Below are 18,810 nucleotides of genomic sequence, written 5' to 3'. Positions count from 1 at the left end.
TTTCTCTTTTTGCACGTAACTCTTGGTGTTAAACACCAGACCGTTCGACTTGCATGTGTTAGGCACGCCGCCAGCGTTCGTCCTGAGCCAGGATCAAACTCTCCATAAAAGTATTATGAAGAACCTTGATGGCTCTTTATTTATTTCTTAAAGTTAAGAAACTGACTCGCGATTTTCCAACCGCGACGCAGCATTTATGCTGCTAGTACTGACAGTTCCTGTAGAACTGTTCAGGGCACATCTGGCATTTTTATCTTACATTGTTTAGTTTTCAGGGAACACTTTCGTGCTGTTTACTCGCTATCGCTCATTTACATCACGTTTGCCGCCATCGGACAGCTTATATATATTAACATAACAGCTTTCATCATGTCAACATATTTCTTTTGGTATTTTGTGTCACCGTTTAGCGGCGACTTATTTAGATTAACACGTTTGATCTTATGTGTCAATATATAGCGTAATATTTTGTTTGCACTTAATTTTTTATGTTAAAAGCAAAGCGCAATGACGGAAATTATTATACTATACAAGCTTCTTTTAAACAAATTGCATTATCGGCCATAGCTAATAACAAATTGCAATTTTTATCATTTAATCGCACCGCTGGTATTCTATCCTTAGTTTTCCTTTCCTATTCACCAATACAGCGCCCCATTACCAAAACGTTCTCGGCATCATTCTTTCCAAAGCCCTTACCGGATTACCCATACAATCCAGCCGGCCGATTTGTGCAGCAATTTTTTTCTCCGCAGAAGTTCCCAATACCGGCAGCCCTAATATGCCCGCCGCTTTGGCAACACCCCGCGCTCCCTGTTGTACAACAGCCACACTGGTTTCTTCATCCAGATGCGTATTGTTTAATAAGCCGTCCACCCGTCCTAAGGCGGCAACATATTCGACAATTGCTTCAACCGTGGCTGTAAATGGCCTTGACATGTTGATAACAGCAATGATTTTCAAATGAGCATGATCCCAGGCCCCTTCAATTAGATTAAAAACGCCCGCCCCGTGTACGCCATAGCCAATATCCAAAATAATATTTCCCGGTCGCTTGAGTACCCAGCGCATTGCACCCTTGATAACGCTGCCCGCTTCTCCCAGCCCCATCGTATCGGTCGTATCCCAGGCAATAACTTCAAGCCCCATTGCTTCCAGCTCCCGCTTGATTGGCCTGATCGTATAACAAGGCTCGACAGTATCTAAATCCACCAGGGTTACCGCCAGTCCCTGGCGGCATAATGCAATAGCGCGATTTACAGCGTTTTCGCTCTTCCCGCTGGCGTATTCTCCAATATAGGCTTCTACGATTGGTTCCATGATAAACTCCTTGGCTAATAATGCGCTGTTATGCTATGAATATTTTAAACAAAATCAGCAAAATTACCCCTGGTATTCCTAAAAACCCGGCAATAAGCGCTGTTATCGCATTAATCCCGATATTAAAATCAAAATACCCGCCAATTAAGTTGACAATCCATAGCATAATTCCGCCAATAATCCCATTATAGATCAGACGAAACACTAATTTAAGCGGCATTAAAAACATCCGGCCAATTAAATATATCAAAATGATACCAAAAGCGTAAGCAAATACAACATTCAATTCCCCGATAAACGCTGGCATAAAATATCCCTCACAATCATTTCATTTCTTTTTCCTCTGCTCCTATTGCAATCTACAACACAAACCAGCAAATTACCTGCTAAAAAGTAAAAAAACCGCCCGAAGCATAATCCACTGAGTAATATATATTTAAAGCTAGTCTTATTTATGCCGGAATTGCCTGCCTGGGTGCAAAAAAAAATGACCAGGATTGCACCAGGTCATGGTAATGCTCCAGCGGGGCAAGTCTACTGCGGCCCCAAAGTTTGATCTATTTCCAACGCTTTTTTGTTTGCGTTTTCCCCGGCGTACAGCGAATAGGTAATACCCTGCTCCCGAGCCTGTTTCAGTAAATACATATATTTTTTTTCGGCAGCGTGCATTAAGAAAACGGCGTGATCAACCAAATCCTGATCGGTAACGGTATTGTAATAATACTGGGCATTCAAATATTCCTGACGGGCTTGCTCGACTAAATCCGGCAAGGCGGGCAATTCTATAGTTTCCGGAATATCACTTTCTACCAGCCGGGAAAACACCTTGTGAAGCGCATCATGCATTCTGGCCTTGACATTAACGCCAATATTTAAATTCAATGCCATCCCCTCCTAAGGCTATTTTTTCCAAAGTGAGGGTTTATTAAACATCCATTATGTAAAAAAGCTGCTAATGCAGCTCTTTACATTTCACGACGATTTTCTAAAGCTTTGGATAAAGTTACTTCATCAGCATATTCCAAATCTCCGCCTACCGGCAATCCATGAGCAATTCTGGTTACTTTAATCCCCAGCGGCTTGAGAAGCTTTGCCAGGTACATTGCTGTCGCTTCACCTTCCACATCCGGATTGGTGGCCATGATAATTTCAGAAACCTGTTCCGAATTTAACCGCAGCAGCAATTCTTTAATTTTAATTTCCTCAGGGCCGATCCCTTCCAGCGGCGACAGCGACCCATGCAAAACATGATATCGCCCTTTGAAATCGCGGGTTCGTTCCATTGCCGCAACATCACGGGGCTCCTCCACCACGCAGATCACCGACTGGTCACGAGCTTCGGCTGCACAAATACGGCAGGGATTGCTGTCGGTCAGGTTAAAGCAGATTTCACAATAGCTGATTTTGGCTTTTGCCTCTACAATAGCATTAGCTAACGCCTGAGCCCTGTCATTGTCCATTTCCAGCACATGATAAGCCAGACGCACTGCCGTTTTAGCCCCTATGCCGGGTAAAGCCCGCAATTGTTCAACTAATTTCGCCAGCGGCGCTATGTATTGCATAATAGTTAAAACATGCCGGGAGGTAAATTCAGACCGCCGGTCAGTTTGCCCATTTCCTGAGCCATCATGTCGTCAACCTTCTTGACCGCCTCATTAATCGCAGCTGCGATCAGGTCCTCCAACATCTCAACATCTTCCGGATCAACGGCGCTTGGCTCAATTTTCAAAGATTTGATTTGCTTTTCTCCAGTAATAACAACCTTGACCGCACCACCGCCAGCCGATACTTCCAGCGTACGCGCTTTAAGTTCTTCTTGCAATTTAGCCATATCAGCCTGTAACTTTTGGACTTTTTTCATCATCCCGGCCATATTACCCATATTTCCAAACATTAGATTGCCTCCCTATTTATGTTTAACCGCCTGCCGGCTTAGCCAAAAGGCAGCTAAATTCAATATATGACTCAGCTTGCGTTGTAATGAACGTAAACTCCCGTTGCAGCCCCCGGACAAGACCGGACCTGACTAATCCTGCTTTACAATATCGCCGCCAAACATTTTGACGGCTTCCCGCAAAACCGGATGGTCCTCAGCAGCCACCCTGTTCTCCGGTTGCCTGTTGGGCATCTTGGCTGCCGGTTTGGCGGGCGTCCCAGCTAACCGGCACTGGACTTGAATTGGTTGTCCGCAGATATTTTCCAGCACACTTTCTAAAATAGCCCGGTAGTCGGCTTTTTCCGTACGTTCCTTGGGAAAATTAGCGGTGAACTGAATTACGGCTTGCTGATCAGCTAAACTCAGGAGCTGGCCCTGGGCCACACAGGCATGTACTGAACGTTTGCCGTCAGCCAGCAATTCCTTAAGCATATTGTCCCAAACATCTTTAATATTAACCGTCGAAGCCCGAGGAGCCGCTGAAATATTTTGCGGCGGTTTGGAATACGGTTCACCGGCGGCAGCTGTGTTACTCTCTGCCGGCGGCAGCTCCTTCATTACCGGTTTAACCGGAGCCGGCGCAGTTGGGCGAGGACTGGCAGCTGAAGCATCGCCTGCTAATTGTTCCTCCAGCACTTCGATTCGCCGGATTAGTGCGTCCAGGTTTTCACTGTCGGTACGACGGCAGACGGACAGCAATGCCACCTCAGCACTAATTCGCGGCTCAGGCGACCATTTGGTCTCATTTGCCGCTTCATGCATGATTTGAATGATCTTTACCAGTTCGCCGTGGGTAAATTCAGCACTATGTTTTTCCAGAACAGTCAGTTCGTCACCAGACATTGCAATATTTTCAATTGAAGGAGCAGCCTTATACAGCATCAGGCTCCTGGCGTACAGAGCCATCTCCAGCAACAGTTGTCTTACTTCTTTGCCCATAACGATTAACTCATCCAAAACAAGCAAAGCCCTACTGGCATCCCGGTCAGCCAAAGCATCGGTCAGCTTCCAGACCCACTCATGGCCAATCAGGCCCAGTAGCTGCCGGACTTTAACCGCCGTTACCGTGTCCGCGTCCAAGGCCGTACACTGGTCCAGGACACTTAAAGCATCCCGCATCCCGCCTTCAGCGTGTGTAGCAATAAGTTTTAAAGCGTCATCGGCAACAGCCAGGCCAGCCCCTTGGGCAACAGCCGCCAGGCGCTCATGAATGGTTTTTACGTCAATCCGGCGAAAATCGTAACGCTGGCAGCGCGAATGAATGGTTGCCGGAATTTTATGCGCTTCGGTTGTCGCCAGAATAAACACAACATGCCCCGGCGGTTCTTCCAGTGTCTTTAGCAGAGCATTAAATGCTTCCGTTGTCAGCATATGTACTTCATCAATAATATAAACTTTGTACCGGCCATCAACAGGGGCAAACTTAACCGTCTCGCGTAAATCGCGGATTTCATCAATACCGCGATTTGAGGCGGCGTCAATTTCAAATACATCCATTGAAGTGCCTGCCGTAATTTTATCACAATTAGCGCAGACATTACAGGGCGTGGGCGTAGGTCCCTGAATGCAATTCAGCGCCTTGGCCAATATCTTGGCCGTACTTGTTTTGCCTGTACCGCGGGGTCCTGAAAACAGGTAGGCATGGGCAATTTTCCCAACTTCAATTGCATTTTTGAGAGTTCGCCGAATATGCTCCTGTCCCACCAGATTCTCAAAATCCTGTGGCCGCCACTGTCGGTACAATGCTACATAGGCCATACTTACCGCTCCCCTCTGCCGCTGGTCTGGAAATACATACTTCAACATGCTGCGGTTTTTTTCCTTTGACAGCTCATTTTTATATTTTTTACATGCCAAAAAGCAACCAGGCATTCTGGCTGCTTTATTATAACAGGATATTTTATGTTTTTAACGTCGGGCTACGGCAAATCAGGCGCCCTTGCGGCACATGAAGATGATCACTTACCGTTGCTTCCTTCCGGACCTGGCGGGGTTCATGAGTCTCCATTGCGCAAGACCCAAGCTGCCGCAGTCCGACCTTAAAAACAAATCAGACCCCATCAGTGAACATTATGAAAAAGGACTCGCCCTTGGTACAGGCGCATACACTGGCATCTCTGAAGGACATTATACTATACATAACATTCGAATGCAAGTGAGATTTCATGGGAATGAGCAGAAACTGCATTTCATTTATTATATCCATTATACCCATCAAATTGAACATCGGAGAACACATCGCCGCTCGGGTGTGTCCCAGCCAGGGGCGTGTAAACAAATCAAAAAGCACTCATAGCAAGGCTATAAGCGCATCATCTCAAAGGTTATTATGGCAGGAACCAAGCTGCCTCAGTCCAGCTTAAAGCATCAGGAAATAAATATGGCGGAGAGAGAGGGATTCGAACCCTCGGTACAGTTTCCCGTACACACGCTTTCCAGGCGTGCTCCTTCAACCACTCGGACATCTCTCCGCTTGCTTAAACCAATCGCTGGCCTATGAATTTTAAAAAACAAGCTAATTATCAGCGACAAAAGATATATTATCATTTAACCGGGCAAATGTCAACAGCAACAACTCCGCTAAATTTCATTAGCGCAGGCCCCTTGGCACTGGCAGTAGGAGCGAAACAGGCCTACTAGTAAGGAAAAGCATAGCAAAACCAGAATCTTTAACACAATAAAACAACAATAGCCGGAGTACAGAAACTCCAGCCGCTTAATTCTTAAGTTAATGGCGGAGAGAAAGAGAACGTCACTAATACCTTAAACAGAACCCATAAACATGCGTTTATGTTAGGAATGCCTCAAAAACTCATTCCGCAATATCAGCCTGATCCTGCGTACCGCCTTCAATATCAAGGTTTCCTCACACTATGATCAGTAACTGGTGCACCAGCTTCGCGCCGCTTTTCGACAATATGCGGATTGAGCTTTTTAGCATTTCTTCCATATTGCAGACATTCTAGTGCGAACCGAAAAATTGATTTCGTGATAATCATATAAATTTTCCCAACGGGAAATCCTCGATCATCGATGACAATCAGTACGCTTTTGGTATTGGTGCCGGTAATGCACTCCGTCAGCGTAGATACCAATCCCATTCCGACCGTGCTTTAATATACTCTTCGTAGTATCTGATCTGTGCTTCATTGCTGTACTCTTCGAATAGTTAACCAACCATTAGCGAAAGGAGTTTCCAGCGTTCTGCGCTGAAAACTCTTTATGTACAGTATATGTTTTAATAAATTCGTCTAAAATATAATAAATATAAATAATAGCCGATAATTCATTCTCTAAAACATCTATTTCGGCTATAATATAATAAATTTCATTTTTAGACGATGAGGTGATCTCATGAATTATATACACAGAGCAATGGAAGATACCTTTCTCCGTCTCAGCAAAGAATTTCCAGCGTTGCTGCTCACCGGACCAAGGCAGGTTGGCAAGACAACCATGCTGCAAAAACTAGCTTCGGAGGAAAACATAGGGCGGAAATATGTGACTCTGGACGATTTGACGGAACGCCAAATGGCGAAGAGCGACCCGAAGATGTTCCTGCAAATTCACAAGCCGCCGGTGTTTATTGATGAGGTACAGTATGCACCGGAGCTGTTTACCTATATCAAAATACACGTTGACCAGAACCGGCGGGCCGGTGACTTTTGGTTAACTGGTTCGCAGGTATTCAAATTAATGGAGGGAATACAGGAGTCACTGGCTGGACGTGTCTGCCTGCTGCATATGGCGCCCCTGTCACAGGCGGAAATCTACGGTGCTGCCACCGCACCCTTTGTGCTGGATTTAAAGCAGTTGTCACAGCGAATAAAGGAGCGCACGCCTATTGATACGCCTGCGCTTTATGATCGTATTTTCAAAGGCGGTATGCCTGCCCTTATCAGCGGGCAGTATAGCGACCATCGGGCTGTTTATTCCAGCTACATCAGTACCTATATAGACCGGGATGTAAAAGAGCTTTCCGGCGCCATCGATTCGCTCAAGTTTATGGATTTCATCACGGCCGCAGCTGCCCTGTGCGGGCAGATGCTCAACTACAAGACCATTGCTGACGCTGCCGGCATTGACCAGATTACCGCCAAAAACTGGCTGGGGATTTTAGAGAGACTGGGGATTGTGTTTTATCTACATCCGTATTCCAACAATATGCTCAAACGCATGGTAACCAAGCCAAAGCTTTATTTCTATGACTGCGGATTGGTGGCATACCTGACCAAATGGAGTAACAGTGATACCCTGATGAACGGCGCCATGAGTGGTGCGATTCTTGAGAATTTTGTGGTATCTGAGATTGTCAAAAGCTATCAGAACTGTGGCTGGGAAGCCTATATTTATTACTATCGGGATAAGGATACTAAGGAGATTGACATTCTACTGGAGGACAGCGGCAAGCTTTACCCCATGGAAATCAAGAAAACTGCCACGCCGCAAAAGCAGCTTACTCGTGTGTTTGGCGTGATTGACAAGGCTACCTTGGAGCGTGGAACAGGCGCTGTGCTTTGTACGACTGATAGGCTGTCGGCGTTTGACAGCCAGAATTTGATTGTGCCTATTTGGGGGATATAAGTGTAAATGCCTTTGGCCGTTACTTTGGTAATGGCTAAAGGCATTTTAGGTTGTTCTGATATAAAAACATAGGTAGCGGTCTCCTGAACTGAACGCATCCCCGTCTTCCAGTTTCATTATTTCGCACGTAAATAGGAATACAAGTTTTCAAGAAATTAACATCGCGCCGATTACTGATAGTCACGGGCAATCCATAACACCTAGTTTCACCTTATCCCTCAGGAAAAAAGAAAAGCTTTAGAAGAGTTTGAAAAAAAATAATGTTCATGTATGTACGGTGGTGTTTTTACGTGTAAAAAATGGGTAAAAACTTTATTTTTACCGAGTTATGGACACAACTTTACCATAACAAAAAACAAAAAGCCTTTGCACATTTCGCAAAGGCTTATATTTATTGGGTTAATGGCGGAGAGGGCGGGATTCGAACCCGCGTGCGATTGCTCGCAAACTGATTTCGAGTCAGCCTCGTTATGACCACTTCGATACCTCTCCATAATTTATTTAGAACGCCGTTTTTTGAAAAAATCCTTCATTATTCCGGCGCACTCATCCGCTCTAACGCCGGCCGTTACCAGCAACTGATGATTTAATGCGGAATGCTGCACAACATTAAATATTGATTCAACAGCGCCCGCCTTATAATCGGCGCTGCCATAAACCACACGGTCCACTCGGCTCATTACCAGAGCTCCGGCGCACATTGGGCAGGGCTCAATCGTAACATACAGGGTAGCTCCCGTCAACCGCCAGCGGCCCAGCTTTCGGCAAGCCTCACGAATAACAATAATTTCGGCATGCGCAGTAGCATCATGCCATAATTCCCGCATATTGTGCCCCCTGGCAATAATCTCGCCATCCATTACCAGCACAGCCCCAATGGGCACTTCATCAAGCGCATAGGCTTTGCGGGCTTCGTCCAGCGCTGCGCCCATATAATCGTGATCGTCCATCTGTTTTTCCACCATACAATACTGTAAAACCTGCAATCAACACGCAGCGTTACTGTAATATTATAGCTTATTCGAATGCAATATGCAAGTCCATTTATCCAGTAAAGTCTTGCCAAGACGATATTTGATGCCGGCCGCCGCCGGACAGCCCGCTGTGACCTGCCGGGAATTTGCGCTAATTGTTACCGCAACAAGCCTAAACTTCCTGTCAGCTTATTGATCTTTTTTACCGGCCCATACAGACAGATCCCCAAATAATAGATATCCGCAGCCCCAAGCAGCGACAAATAGCTGCTATAGCTATCGTAATCCAGGCACTTTTGGGCGACTTCACTAAAGCCGATCGTGGTTATATCTGCATAGCCGGGCGCAAAGCAGCAGTCCCGGATTCGCTTCAACTGCTCTCTGTCGCCGCCTAAAATAGGAATAGTTTTCGTTGTAATGCCTAAATGGGTATTCCCTGCGGCGTCATGAACATCACAGCCTACGATATCCTGAACCATTTTGCCAAGGCTTATTCCTAAAACGGCGGTGGTATTGGCAATCAGGCCTACCGGCAATTCTTTATTTACTACCATGACAATTTTCATCGGCAACTACCTCGCTATACTTATTTCTATTCATAATAGCAAAGCAGTCCGGCCTTGTATTGTAGAAAATTGCGGGCAAAGACCGTTGATGCATTAAATACATTTTTGATATTTGTCAGGCGTTATGCCGGTATGGGTTTTAAACACTTTGCAAAAATGGCTTTGATCGTAAAAACCGGCTTCAAGCGCAACCTCTGTTAGCCGCCGGTTTTTACGCAGCTCTTTTTTGGCGTAATTCACTCGCAGCAGCAGCTGATAAGTATGCGGCGGCAGGTTAAACGACTTGTTAAACAGGCGAATGATATTAAATTTGTTTAACCCGGATACCTGCTCTAATTCCGCCAGGGTAATTTTTTTCATAAAACAGCTGTCCAAATACTCTTTGATCAGCGCCACGCCTGGCAAAGCCCGCCGGCAGCAGTCGTCCCCTTCACTTTTCGTGCAAGGGAAAAGTGCTTCCCAGACTGCCATTACACAGCCTTCCTTTTCCAATGGGCAGATATCGGCCTGTCGGAAAACATGAAAAACAGTATTCATCGCTTGCCGCACTCTCCCGTCACCAGGAGTTTGGACAACCGGCTGATTCCTCAGAACGTTCTTCCTGCCGGCAAGAAATCCCTCAACCCATTTGGCCTCAGCAAAAAGCATCGTATATTGCCAGTTTTCTCCTTCAGCCGGATTACAGGAGTGTACGAAATCCGGCGGCAGATACACAAGTGAATTGGACTGAATTTCAGCCCTTCGGCCAGCATACCAAAAAATGCTTTTGCCCTGTTCAACGATCCCTAATGAATATTCCTCATGAGAATGCAATTTATAAGCCAAATCACCGGTATTACAGCGTTTCAGCTCAAAAAAAGGCAGCTCAGCCGCCCGATAATAATGAACTTGGCCCATCAGGCCACCCCTTTCCGGCCCTCCTGCATTTCCTGACAACTTCACTTTTCAGGAGTAAAATTCCTGCTGTACGTCCTTGCGCATCAGAAGTATTCCGGCCTAAGACGGCCGGTTCTAGAAAAGGCGTCTTTACCTGCCTTTACAGATAAAGACGCCTTTTTCTTTTTAACAGACTGGGCCGTAACTATTGATGATGAATCGTCTCCTTGTATACCTGCTTGCCGTCTTTCAGCTCAATAATGACAACGCCTCGAACGGCGTCATGCGTTTCGTTCAGTCTCATATCACCGCTTACACTGTTAAAACTGCCGGTTGCCGCCAGAGCTTCCCGGATTTTGGCTGCATCCGTACTGTTGGCCCGTTTAATGGCGTCAATCAGCAGGTGAGCGGCGTCATAGCCCATGGCCGCCATGGAATCGGGAGTCTGTCCGTATTCTTTCCGGTAAGCCTGGGCAAAAGCCTGTGCTGCGGGATTGGTATCTTCCACTGAATAAAAGTTGGTAAAGAAAGTATTATTTAAGGCCTGCGGGCCGCCAAGCTCCACCAGCTTGGGAGAATCCCAGGCATCGCCGCCCAAAACAGGAATGGTGATGTCCATTTCCCTGGCTTGTTTAACAATCTTGCCCACATCCTCATAATAACCCGGTATGTATAATAAATCGGCCTTTTTAGCTTTGATCTTAGTCAGCACAGATTTGAAATCCTGGTCTTTTTGCAGGTAGGCCTCTTCAGCCAAAACCAGCCCGCCTCTTTCCGTAAACGCTGCTTTAAAAACTTGCGCCAGACCTTTGCTGTAATCACTTGAATTGTCGATCATGATGGCGACCTTGGCAGCCTTAAGGCCAGTTTGAGCAAAATTGGCGGCCACCCTGCCCTGAAAAGAGTCGATAAAACAGGCCCGGAAAGTGTAGTCCTTCACTTTACCGCTTCGTTCATCAACTGTAACTTTAGGGTTAACCGTCGCTGCGGCTACAAATGGAATTTTATGGTCTTCCGCAACCGCCGAGGCGGCAATGCCGCAGGAACTGACCGTAAAACCGGTAATTGCCGTCACCTTATCCTGGGTAATCAGCTTCGTCATGGCATTGGCCGACTCAGAAGGCTCACCCTTATTATCGGCGGTGACAATCTGGATTTGTTTGCCCAGCACACCCCCGCCGGCGTTTAATTCTTTAAAGGCCAGTCTGGCTCCATTCGCGGCGGATGTGCCGTAAGATGCGGTGTTGCCTGTCAATTCGTACACCATGCCGATTTTAAGGTCATTGCTCTCGCTATTTCCGCAGCCGGCAACTACACTGGTGATCATTACGGAAAATATGAGCGCCAGGCAACGCAACCGGTCCAAATATTTGATCATATCCAACCTCCCAGTAACTATAATTGCATTTTTTGATTCAACCTTCCTCACTACCATTAATCGTTCAATTTATATCAGTAAAATTCCTGCTGCCTGCTGCAGGTTTCCAGTACCTGGTCAGCCGAAAGAAGCCTAACGGCTGCCGGTAAAAAAAAGACTGCCGACTGTTCCTGGGCCGGCTGGCAGTCTGTCATCCGGTCATAGCAAAAGCCCCGGACTCCCGGGGCTTGGGGTTTAATCTTAAAGCGGCTGTGCGCTTATTTATAAATTTTGATTCGGTCTTCCAGTGGCTGAAATTCCTTCGGCCCAGGTGCGGCAGTTGGCTTGCCGAAAGGCATCTGAGCAATTAATTTCCATTTCGGCGGAACATCCCAGGCTTTCTTTACGGCATCGTCAATGAGCGGATTATAGTGCTGCAGCGACGCGCCAAACCCTTCGAGTTCCAACGCAGTCCACACTACGTGTTGGAGCATTCCGGAAGAATGATTGGACCATATCGGAAAATTATCCTTATAAATTGGAAATTGATTTTGCAAATTTTCGACAACCGCTATATCTTCAAAAAACAAGATTGAGCCATAACCATTTTTAAACGAATTTATTTTTTCCTCGGTGGGAGCAAATGCCGCGGCCGGGACTACCTTTTGCAGCTCCTCCTTGGTAATTGACCATAACTTGTCATGCTGTTCGCCCAATAAAACAATAACCCGGGCACTCTGGGAATTAAAAGCCGACGGCGTGTACTTGACTGCATCCTCAATCACCTGTTGAATGCGTTCGTCTGCAACGACAGCCTCTTTGGCAATTCCATAAAAAGATCTTCTGTTTTTAACCGCTGCAAAAAAAGTTTTTTCCATAAAGCATCCTCCTAGTCCTTGTCTTATATTTCGATAATCAATATCATTACTTACAGAATAATCTCTATCCCATAATTTGTCAATAGATATTCTTAATTTACCTTGAACCTGCCTTGCTGTCTCCGTCCTTGTCGATTCACAAAACAGCTCATCAGAACCGCCGGCAAAGCTGTATTGCCAGCGTCCAAAAGGGGATGAATCAATGGCGCGGCTTTCCACCGCTCTCATACAAAGGAACAGGCGGTAATTCGCTTAAGCTCATCCTTTGTGGAAACATGCAGCAAACCGGATTGATCAACCGTAGCAAAAAACACCTCGCTGATTTGCCCAATGCCCCGGTCAAGCAATTGCTGCTTCAACCAGCCTTCATTTAAATTAAGCTCTGCTAAAACCACAGTATAGATCTGTCCTTCAATAATGACCGGGTAGGCAAGACTACTGGCAGCCTGAGCGGGCGCCGCCGCCGGTTTTTTGTAAACTGACAGCCGCCCGTTCCCTTCCACTATCGCCACTTCCACTTCCTCAATGCTAAATACCCCGTCAATCCGCAGCAATTCCAGTACATTATCAACTGAATATTTTATTTTCTGCAAATTCGTCACGACAAACCGGCCGTCCTTAATGACGACAACCGGAGCAAACGTTGTCCATTTTTTGAACTTATGATTGCGTATTGTCAGTTCCGATACCAGCCGCTGCAATAAGCCGATAGCCACAATGGCAAAAGCCGTGTAAAAATGGTTTATGTCCGGTTCGGCAATATCCGCGCCGACCACCGCCCCCAGACTCAGAATCAGTAAAAAGTCAAATACCGGCAGTTCACCGACCGCTCTGCGCCCCATAAACAGCGCCACTAGCAGCATTAACGGCAAAATAGTAACAATTCGGCCAAGAATTTTGACCAGGTCATTGATTATCTCCATCTTGAACCTCGTATTTTTTCGCGTTTATCCCCTATTATCCGCCAAACAGGCAGAAACCATACAATGTTCGTCTTAGTAATATAAAAATGCGTCAGCCATCCAGTCAATTTTTTACAAAGATATCGGGCTTTCCCAGACTAAATTCAGCAGTTTTTCACATAAAGCGGCATTAAGCAAATATTTCCGGGAAATACTTTTACCGTGGGGTGATGATATGGGTAAAATTTCTCCTAAAAGCAGCTATAAAAACCTAAAAAATGCAGCGAAGACCACCCGGTTTCTCGCTGCCAGGCAATCAGCCAAAAGACAGCGGCGGAAATAGCTGGGGATCGCACCGGTTTATCAAGCCCGGAGGGCAGCAAAAGACGCTATGTGATTTATCACATAGCGTCGGTATTCAGGATGAACCCAGCAAGCCTTCCCGGCGATAGTCAAACAGATCTTCCGCCTTTTGCCTTAGCAGGAATTGCGCAATAGCTTCTTTAAGCTCCTGTAAGCGCAACTGCTCTGCTTCGCTTATTGTCCCGTCATGCGTCTTATAAGCAAGACGGATAAATTCGTCCGGCAATAAACCCGATTTGAGGTTAATCATCAGCTTATCATCACCATAAGCAATTTCAAAATAATACCGGCCCCCCTGACCGTCGGCCGCGTCAGGCGCCGGCTGAGCAGCAGCCAGCTGCGGTTTTATGGTTAACGCACCCCTGGTCAGGGCTCTGGTAGCCATTTCAATGCCATCAATAATGCCCGGCCCATATACGGCCAGGATTACGGAAATCCGGTCGCGCACCGGAGGCTCGCCAGGCGTTAACACCCGGAAAGCCAGTTCCAGCAGCTTATAAGCCAAAGCCACACCGCCAATAAATTGCCGTCCGTGATACTTAACCATATCCTCATAAGTTATGGTCAGCAAATCATTGCCGTCTTTAATGCTAAGCGCAGCATGCACTACATCCCCCTCCTGTCTTTTGCGATTTCCGGCCAAACAAAGTCCGCTAAATCCAAGGTATTGTTAAAATAATGAAAAGCAGCTGCAACCTCCTGCTGCCAGCCGTTATTCTCAAGCCTTGCAGGCGGCGGCCCGGGTGAAAGTCCGCCGGTACCTGTTCCGCTGTCGCAGCCGGCAGCACAATTATACACTTCCAGCAAATCGGGCAGTGACCCGCCGGCCCTAAGGGCAGCCTCATATTCCGTCAAATAGCGGTACACCAGCTCATTGCCGCTTATTTTCCTAAACCTTCTGTCCGGAAGGTGTTTTTTCAGACTTGAACACACGCTCTGTCCTGTTCCCAGCGTCACCCCCTGCCCTTCACTGCCGTCAGCAAAATCCACAGCTTCGTAGCGGCTCAAATCGATTGCCCGCTCGGTCAAATATTGCTTCAGCTTGCCGATTGTGACGCTATACCGGACCTTGCCGCCGCTTTGCCTTATTTCGGCCCGTTTGGCAATACAAGGCGATAAAAAGGCCAGTTCATCCTCAAGCTGTCGGTATTTTTGCAAAAAAACCGCACTGCACACCAGTGGACTATACACCGGCATCAAATGAGGCCGCAAAGCAGGCGCATAGTTCAGAATATAATTCGTTACCGCCGCACAAGGCGAGGAGATAAAAGGCTTGCCGTACGCGCCGCCCAAAATCCGGACATAGGCCCAGATGGTAATATCGGCGCGCAACAATACATTATAAAACTTTTTCACCCCCAGCGAGTGCAAAAAACCAAACACCTGGCGGTAATCACTGAAGTGACGCCGCACTGCCGGGGCCACCAATAAGGATACGGGCGTCCCCCTGGCTAAATCGGCCAGAAACAATTCAAGATCATCCCGGTAGTCAATGGCCTGCTGCGGGCAATTTCGCAGGCAAACGCCGCAATCAATGCACCCTGGCGCCGGAGCGGTTTTTCCTGCCGCGCCTGCAGCTATTGCTTTAGGCAAAGGGCAATCCCGCAGACAGGACCGGCAATCCAGGCATTCGGACGGCGAAGCCAGCATTCCCCGGCGCCCCTTACTTCCTGCTACTGCCTGGCTCCCGCCAGTCTGTTCACTATCACATAGCATAATACTCCTCCAACTGTTCCGGTGATCAACTGAGGGTAACCAAGCATCATTTTCAGACCGGCAGCCAGCTTATCCGATAGCTCCGCCACTTCCAGCACAATTGAAATTGCCGTATACATGCCCAGCATTTTTAAGGCTGCAGCAACACCAACCGCCAGCCAGCGATTGGTCTTTAACAATGCCCGGTAGCCGGTGACATAGATGATATTCGCGGCAGCCACCGGAAAAATAAACAGCGGGCTGGGTAAAAATTGCTGCAAAGCGGCAACTGCCGGCGCAGTTACAGCCAATACCAGCGCAAAACGCCAGCCGGTTTTCTCCACTGCCAGCAGCAGGCAAGCATTTACCGCGCTGCCGATAACAAACATCGAAACAAAGGGCGGGACAGGTACAAGCAGCCTGATTGACTGCAGCACAACCATCAGCGCCAGCAACAGAGCGGCTCTGGTCAGTCGATGATACATCTTGTTATGCCTCCGTCTTAGATAAGGTACGCCTGGCCCAAAGTACTGCCGCCAAGCGGCGGCTAAGCTACAATTGAACTTTGTAGCCGGTATGGATATAAGCGCCTTGGATTGCCAAATCGTCATCCCGTTTATTTAATAGATTGTCAATTCCCACAACAATCGTTCCGGTATCGCCGATTGCCTTTTCCAAATTTAAGTTCCACAGCGTATAAGACTTATTCCTGCCCGCACCGGCTGAAACTTCATACAGATAATTGCTGTAGGTCTCAGACCATAAATTAGCCCGTAAGCCGCCTGACTGTTTTACATAAGTCAAGCGGGAAGCAATCTTATGGCGGGCGCGGTTAAACAGCCGGCTGTCATCCGTGTCATTTACCGCATCCAAATAAGTATAGCTGGCCGTCCAGAACATTTTGGGCGACAGCGGATATACAACTTCGGCTTCTACTCCCTGAATGGTGGCTTTGGCAATGTTTTTATATTGTATGGTCGTGTTATCTACCATGTCCTCGGCGATCATGTTGCTGACCTTATTGGTAAAATAGGTAAGCTTACCGGTCGCCGGTCCCCAGTCCCGCTCCAGCGAGAGCTCATAAGAATTGGAATCCTCCGAATCCAGCCGGGGATTTCCGATTAAAGTCATGGCTTTCCCGTTGCGGACAACCTGCGAGTTGATATATAACTGATTCGGGGTGGGACTGCGAAAGCCCTTGCTGATATTAAGCTTAAGCCGCAGGTCATCGGCCGCCTGATAAGTAAGTCCCAGCTTGGGACTCAGATTACTGTCAAATTTATTGCTGTCATCATAACGCAGCGAGGTAACCATCAGCAGTTTGGGAGATGTCTGCCATTCATCCTGAAGATACAGAGCGGAGTAATTAATATCAACTTTTGAGCCTGGCAAAGTTTTTATTTCACCGGAAACCGGGTCACGATAGGTTTCGGTATAAATGCCCTTGCCGGTCCTTACGCCTGTACCACGGAATTTTTCCGGCCGGTATTCACCGCCAAAGGTGAGCAGATGATTGTCCCCATAGGCCTTGCTCAGCCGTCCTTCAAAACCGGGAATGGTGCGGTGCGATTTACCAAAGTTCATAAAATTGCGGTTGGCAAGATTGTGCACATCGACATGTTTAACATAATCCGATAGATATGCCCGCCAGAACACCTCGGTATCGTCCTGCCGCCTGCTGTAGCTCAAGGCATATTCCGTCCGCTCATTGTCATCATGGACACCGGTCTTGATTTTGCCGGCCGGAGTTTCCTTAACCACCTGCTCCCGGGTATCCTCACTCATGTAAGCAGCTGTAAAGGTAAAGGCTTCATTTTCACTGACGTGATAATCGACTCTGGTATTGAAATAATTGCGTTTGCCAAAAGGGGCATACGTCGTCCCATCGTCCTTTAACGCTTTGTCATTGTTTAATTGGGCCCCCGAAACAGTAACGCCGTACCGGCCTATCCGCCCCGAGTCATAGCTGAAATGATAATTGTCCCTGGCCCCCTCATTGCCGCTGTACGCCCCGTGATCAAGCCGCAGGGAAAAAGCCTGCTTGACCGGGCTTTTGGTAATAATGTTGACCACCCCGCCGAGAGCGTCAGTGCCATAAAGCGAATTAACAGGCCCGCGCACAATCTCAATACGCTCTACATTGTCCAGGCCAATGCGCTCCAGTTCATAATTCTGATCAATTTCCGAGGCAATTCGCCTGCCGTCAATTAAAATCATTGAAAACCGGGAGTCAAAACCGCGAATGGAAACTGCGTTTTTACCGCCGGACCGCATCACACTGACGCCGGCGGCCATTCCAATGATGTCTTTTAACGTATGCGCTCCCCGGGCCTCAATATCGGCCTTGTCAATAACCTCGACGGCAGCGGGAACAGCCTTCACCTCCCTGCTGGTTCTGGTAGCGGTTACGACTACCTCGGGCAGCAAAAATGCCTCATCCAGACTTTCCTGCGCCTGAACACCCGGAATACTAAGCAGCAGCGGCAGAAACGCCAGTATCGTTTTCTTCTTCATCCTCATCCTCCCCGGCTTTTTGACATGCTGATCAGCAGAATTGCCGATAATGAAATTCTTTATCATTTACATGTGTGTACTATTATAATAAAATTAACCTGTAAGTTCCGTAGCCCATGTTACATTATTTTTGACAAGCTGGTGATAAAAAATGGCTGATGTTCCTGACATTATCGCACACTGTCCGCTATTTAAAAATTACTCCAACCTGCAAATCAGGGAGTTTTTAGCCGGTACAGGATACAGCATAAGCCGCTATAAAAAAAACCAACTGATTTTTCGGATGGATCAACAAATCACGCATGTCGGCATTATTCTCACCGGCAGTGTAGAGGTTCAGAAAATATTCCAGTCCGGCCGGCTGATTAATCTGATCTATAAAGAAAAAGGCGAAATCATTGCTGAGGGTACTGTCTTTTCATCCATGCCAACTTATCCCTGCCAGGTGTCCGCACGGGAAACAACCGATATTTTACTGCTGCCCCGGCAGTGCATGCTCCGGGTTCTGGGCCGCAATCCCAGCCTTCTGACCAACCTGCTGCAGCTTATGTCCGACAAACTGGTCATGCTGAATACCAAAATAGAATTATTATCCTATTGCTCTATCCAAAGTAAAATTGCTTTTTCCTTATTGTATTGTATAAAAGCCCATCCGGCGGCGCAGGTGATCGAACTCCCCTACTCTAAAAAAACCTGGGCCGAGCATCTTAATGTACCGCGGCCCTCGCTGTGCCGGGAACTAAAAAACTTATGCAGGTCCGACATCATTAGAATAAATAAACGAACCATCACCATTGTGAACAGAGACCACCTGGAAAGAATGCTCAATGGTTAGATAAGCATCA

At 47.2% G+C, this 18,810-nt stretch carries 18 protein-coding genes, 2 tRNA genes, 1 rRNA gene, 1 other RNA gene and 1 pseudogene; 3 read left to right on the top strand and 20 right to left on the bottom strand.

From position 1 onward, the window contains the following. From BLR06_RS19800 to BLR06_RS15340, 9 genes are all read right to left on the bottom strand, one after another. Positions 1-109 (bottom strand): 16S ribosomal RNA (locus BLR06_RS19800); the annotation flags it as partial. 548 nt (positions 110-657) lie between these two features. Then, positions 658-1,320, bottom strand: a complete 663-nt coding sequence (locus BLR06_RS15375) for a hypothetical protein (RefSeq protein ID WP_092074476.1) — start codon at positions 1,318-1,320, stop codon at positions 658-660. A 28-nt stretch (positions 1,321-1,348) separates the two neighbouring features. Further along, positions 1,349-1,627, bottom strand: a complete 279-nt coding sequence (locus tag BLR06_RS15370) for a pro-sigmaK processing inhibitor BofA family protein (RefSeq protein WP_092074475.1) — start codon at positions 1,625-1,627, stop codon at positions 1,349-1,351. A gap of 227 nt (positions 1,628-1,854) precedes the next feature. Further along, the gene (locus tag BLR06_RS15365; RefSeq protein ID WP_245698172.1) at positions 1,855-2,202 is read right to left on the bottom strand and encodes a DUF2508 family protein; all 348 of its coding nucleotides are present in this window, start codon (positions 2,200-2,202) and stop codon (positions 1,855-1,857) included. A gap of 83 nt (positions 2,203-2,285) precedes the next feature. Further along, a complete protein-coding gene (gene recR / locus BLR06_RS15360; protein WP_092074474.1) occupies positions 2,286-2,882 on the bottom strand; it encodes a recombination mediator RecR in 597 nt (198 codons plus the stop codon). A gap of 5 nt (positions 2,883-2,887) precedes the next feature. Continuing rightward, positions 2,888-3,214: a YbaB/EbfC family nucleoid-associated protein gene (locus tag BLR06_RS15355; protein WP_092074473.1), complete on the bottom strand. Its 327-nt coding sequence runs from the start codon at positions 3,212-3,214 to the stop codon at positions 2,888-2,890. Between the two features lie 132 nt (positions 3,215-3,346). Beyond that, the gene (dnaX, locus tag BLR06_RS15350; RefSeq protein ID WP_092074486.1) at positions 3,347-5,014 is read right to left on the bottom strand and encodes a DNA polymerase III subunit gamma/tau; all 1,668 of its coding nucleotides are present in this window, start codon (positions 5,012-5,014) and stop codon (positions 3,347-3,349) included. A 166-nt stretch (positions 5,015-5,180) separates the two neighbouring features. After that, positions 5,181-5,280: signal recognition particle sRNA small type (ffs, locus tag BLR06_RS15345), an RNA gene on the bottom strand. A 357-nt stretch (positions 5,281-5,637) separates the two neighbouring features. Further along, positions 5,638-5,727, bottom strand: a tRNA-Ser gene (locus tag BLR06_RS15340). A gap of 335 nt (positions 5,728-6,062) precedes the next feature. Between BLR06_RS15340 and BLR06_RS19295 the strand changes: the two are divergent. Continuing rightward, positions 6,063-6,189: pseudogene (locus tag BLR06_RS19295) on the top strand (IS6 family transposase); the annotation flags it as partial. Positions 6,190-6,610: 421 nt separating this feature from the next. Further along, positions 6,611-7,840, top strand: a complete 1,230-nt coding sequence (locus BLR06_RS15335; protein WP_092074472.1) for an ATP-binding protein — start codon at positions 6,611-6,613, stop codon at positions 7,838-7,840. A 403-nt stretch (positions 7,841-8,243) separates the two neighbouring features. On the opposite strand, the gene BLR06_RS15330 is transcribed toward BLR06_RS15335, so the two are convergent. From BLR06_RS15330 to BLR06_RS15280, 11 genes are all read right to left on the bottom strand, one after another. Then, positions 8,244-8,332 (bottom strand) — tRNA-Ser (locus BLR06_RS15330). 5 nt (positions 8,333-8,337) lie between these two features. Further along, positions 8,338-8,790 carry a tRNA adenosine(34) deaminase TadA gene (gene tadA, locus BLR06_RS15325; RefSeq protein ID WP_092074471.1) on the bottom strand — a complete coding sequence of 151 codons (453 nt, stop codon included), beginning with the start codon at positions 8,788-8,790 and terminating at the stop codon, positions 8,338-8,340. Between the two features lie 182 nt (positions 8,791-8,972). Next, positions 8,973-9,380, bottom strand: a complete 408-nt coding sequence (locus tag BLR06_RS15320) for a DUF2000 domain-containing protein (protein WP_092074470.1) — start codon at positions 9,378-9,380, stop codon at positions 8,973-8,975. Positions 9,381-9,473: 93 nt separating this feature from the next. Continuing rightward, positions 9,474-10,277 carry an AraC family transcriptional regulator gene (locus BLR06_RS15315; protein ID WP_092074469.1) on the bottom strand — a complete coding sequence of 268 codons (804 nt, stop codon included), beginning with the start codon at positions 10,275-10,277 and terminating at the stop codon, positions 9,474-9,476. 184 nt (positions 10,278-10,461) lie between these two features. Then, a complete protein-coding gene (locus tag BLR06_RS15310) occupies positions 10,462-11,583 on the bottom strand; it encodes an ABC transporter substrate-binding protein (protein WP_422699894.1) in 1,122 nt (373 codons plus the stop codon). Positions 11,584-11,891: 308 nt separating this feature from the next. Then, positions 11,892-12,491, bottom strand: coding sequence for a nitroreductase family protein (locus BLR06_RS15305; protein ID WP_092074467.1), 600 nt, complete (start codon positions 12,489-12,491; stop codon positions 11,892-11,894). A 224-nt stretch (positions 12,492-12,715) separates the two neighbouring features. Next, complete coding sequence (locus BLR06_RS15300) at positions 12,716-13,414, bottom strand: DUF421 domain-containing protein (RefSeq protein WP_092074466.1); 699 nt, start codon at positions 13,412-13,414, stop codon at positions 12,716-12,718. A gap of 397 nt (positions 13,415-13,811) precedes the next feature. Continuing rightward, complete coding sequence (locus BLR06_RS15295) at positions 13,812-14,363, bottom strand: hypothetical protein (protein WP_092074465.1); 552 nt, start codon at positions 14,361-14,363, stop codon at positions 13,812-13,814. After that, on the bottom strand, positions 14,363-15,472 hold the full coding sequence (locus BLR06_RS15290) for a [Fe-Fe] hydrogenase large subunit C-terminal domain-containing protein (RefSeq protein ID WP_092074464.1): 1,110 nt from the start codon (positions 15,470-15,472) through the stop codon (positions 14,363-14,365). The genes BLR06_RS15295 and BLR06_RS15290 overlap by 1 nt, the downstream gene beginning before the upstream one ends. Then, positions 15,430-15,936 (bottom strand): hypothetical protein, encoded by a 507-nt coding sequence (locus tag BLR06_RS15285; protein ID WP_092074463.1) that lies wholly within the window; start codon positions 15,934-15,936, stop codon positions 15,430-15,432. The genes BLR06_RS15290 and BLR06_RS15285 overlap by 43 nt, the downstream gene beginning before the upstream one ends. A gap of 67 nt (positions 15,937-16,003) precedes the next feature. Beyond that, on the bottom strand, positions 16,004-17,965 hold the full coding sequence (locus tag BLR06_RS15280) for a TonB-dependent receptor plug domain-containing protein (protein ID WP_092074462.1): 1,962 nt from the start codon (positions 17,963-17,965) through the stop codon (positions 16,004-16,006). Positions 17,966-18,116: 151 nt separating this feature from the next. Between BLR06_RS15280 and BLR06_RS15275 the strand changes: the two genes are divergently transcribed. Beyond that, complete coding sequence (locus BLR06_RS15275) at positions 18,117-18,800, top strand: Crp/Fnr family transcriptional regulator (RefSeq protein ID WP_092074461.1); 684 nt, start codon at positions 18,117-18,119, stop codon at positions 18,798-18,800. Positions 18,801-18,810 lie beyond the last annotated feature (10 nt).

This window comes from Dendrosporobacter quercicolus (genome assembly GCF_900104455.1).
Lineage (GTDB): Bacteria > Bacillota > Negativicutes > DSM-1736 > Dendrosporobacteraceae > Dendrosporobacter > Dendrosporobacter quercicolus.
This window is presented reverse-complemented; position numbering and strand designations above follow the sequence as displayed.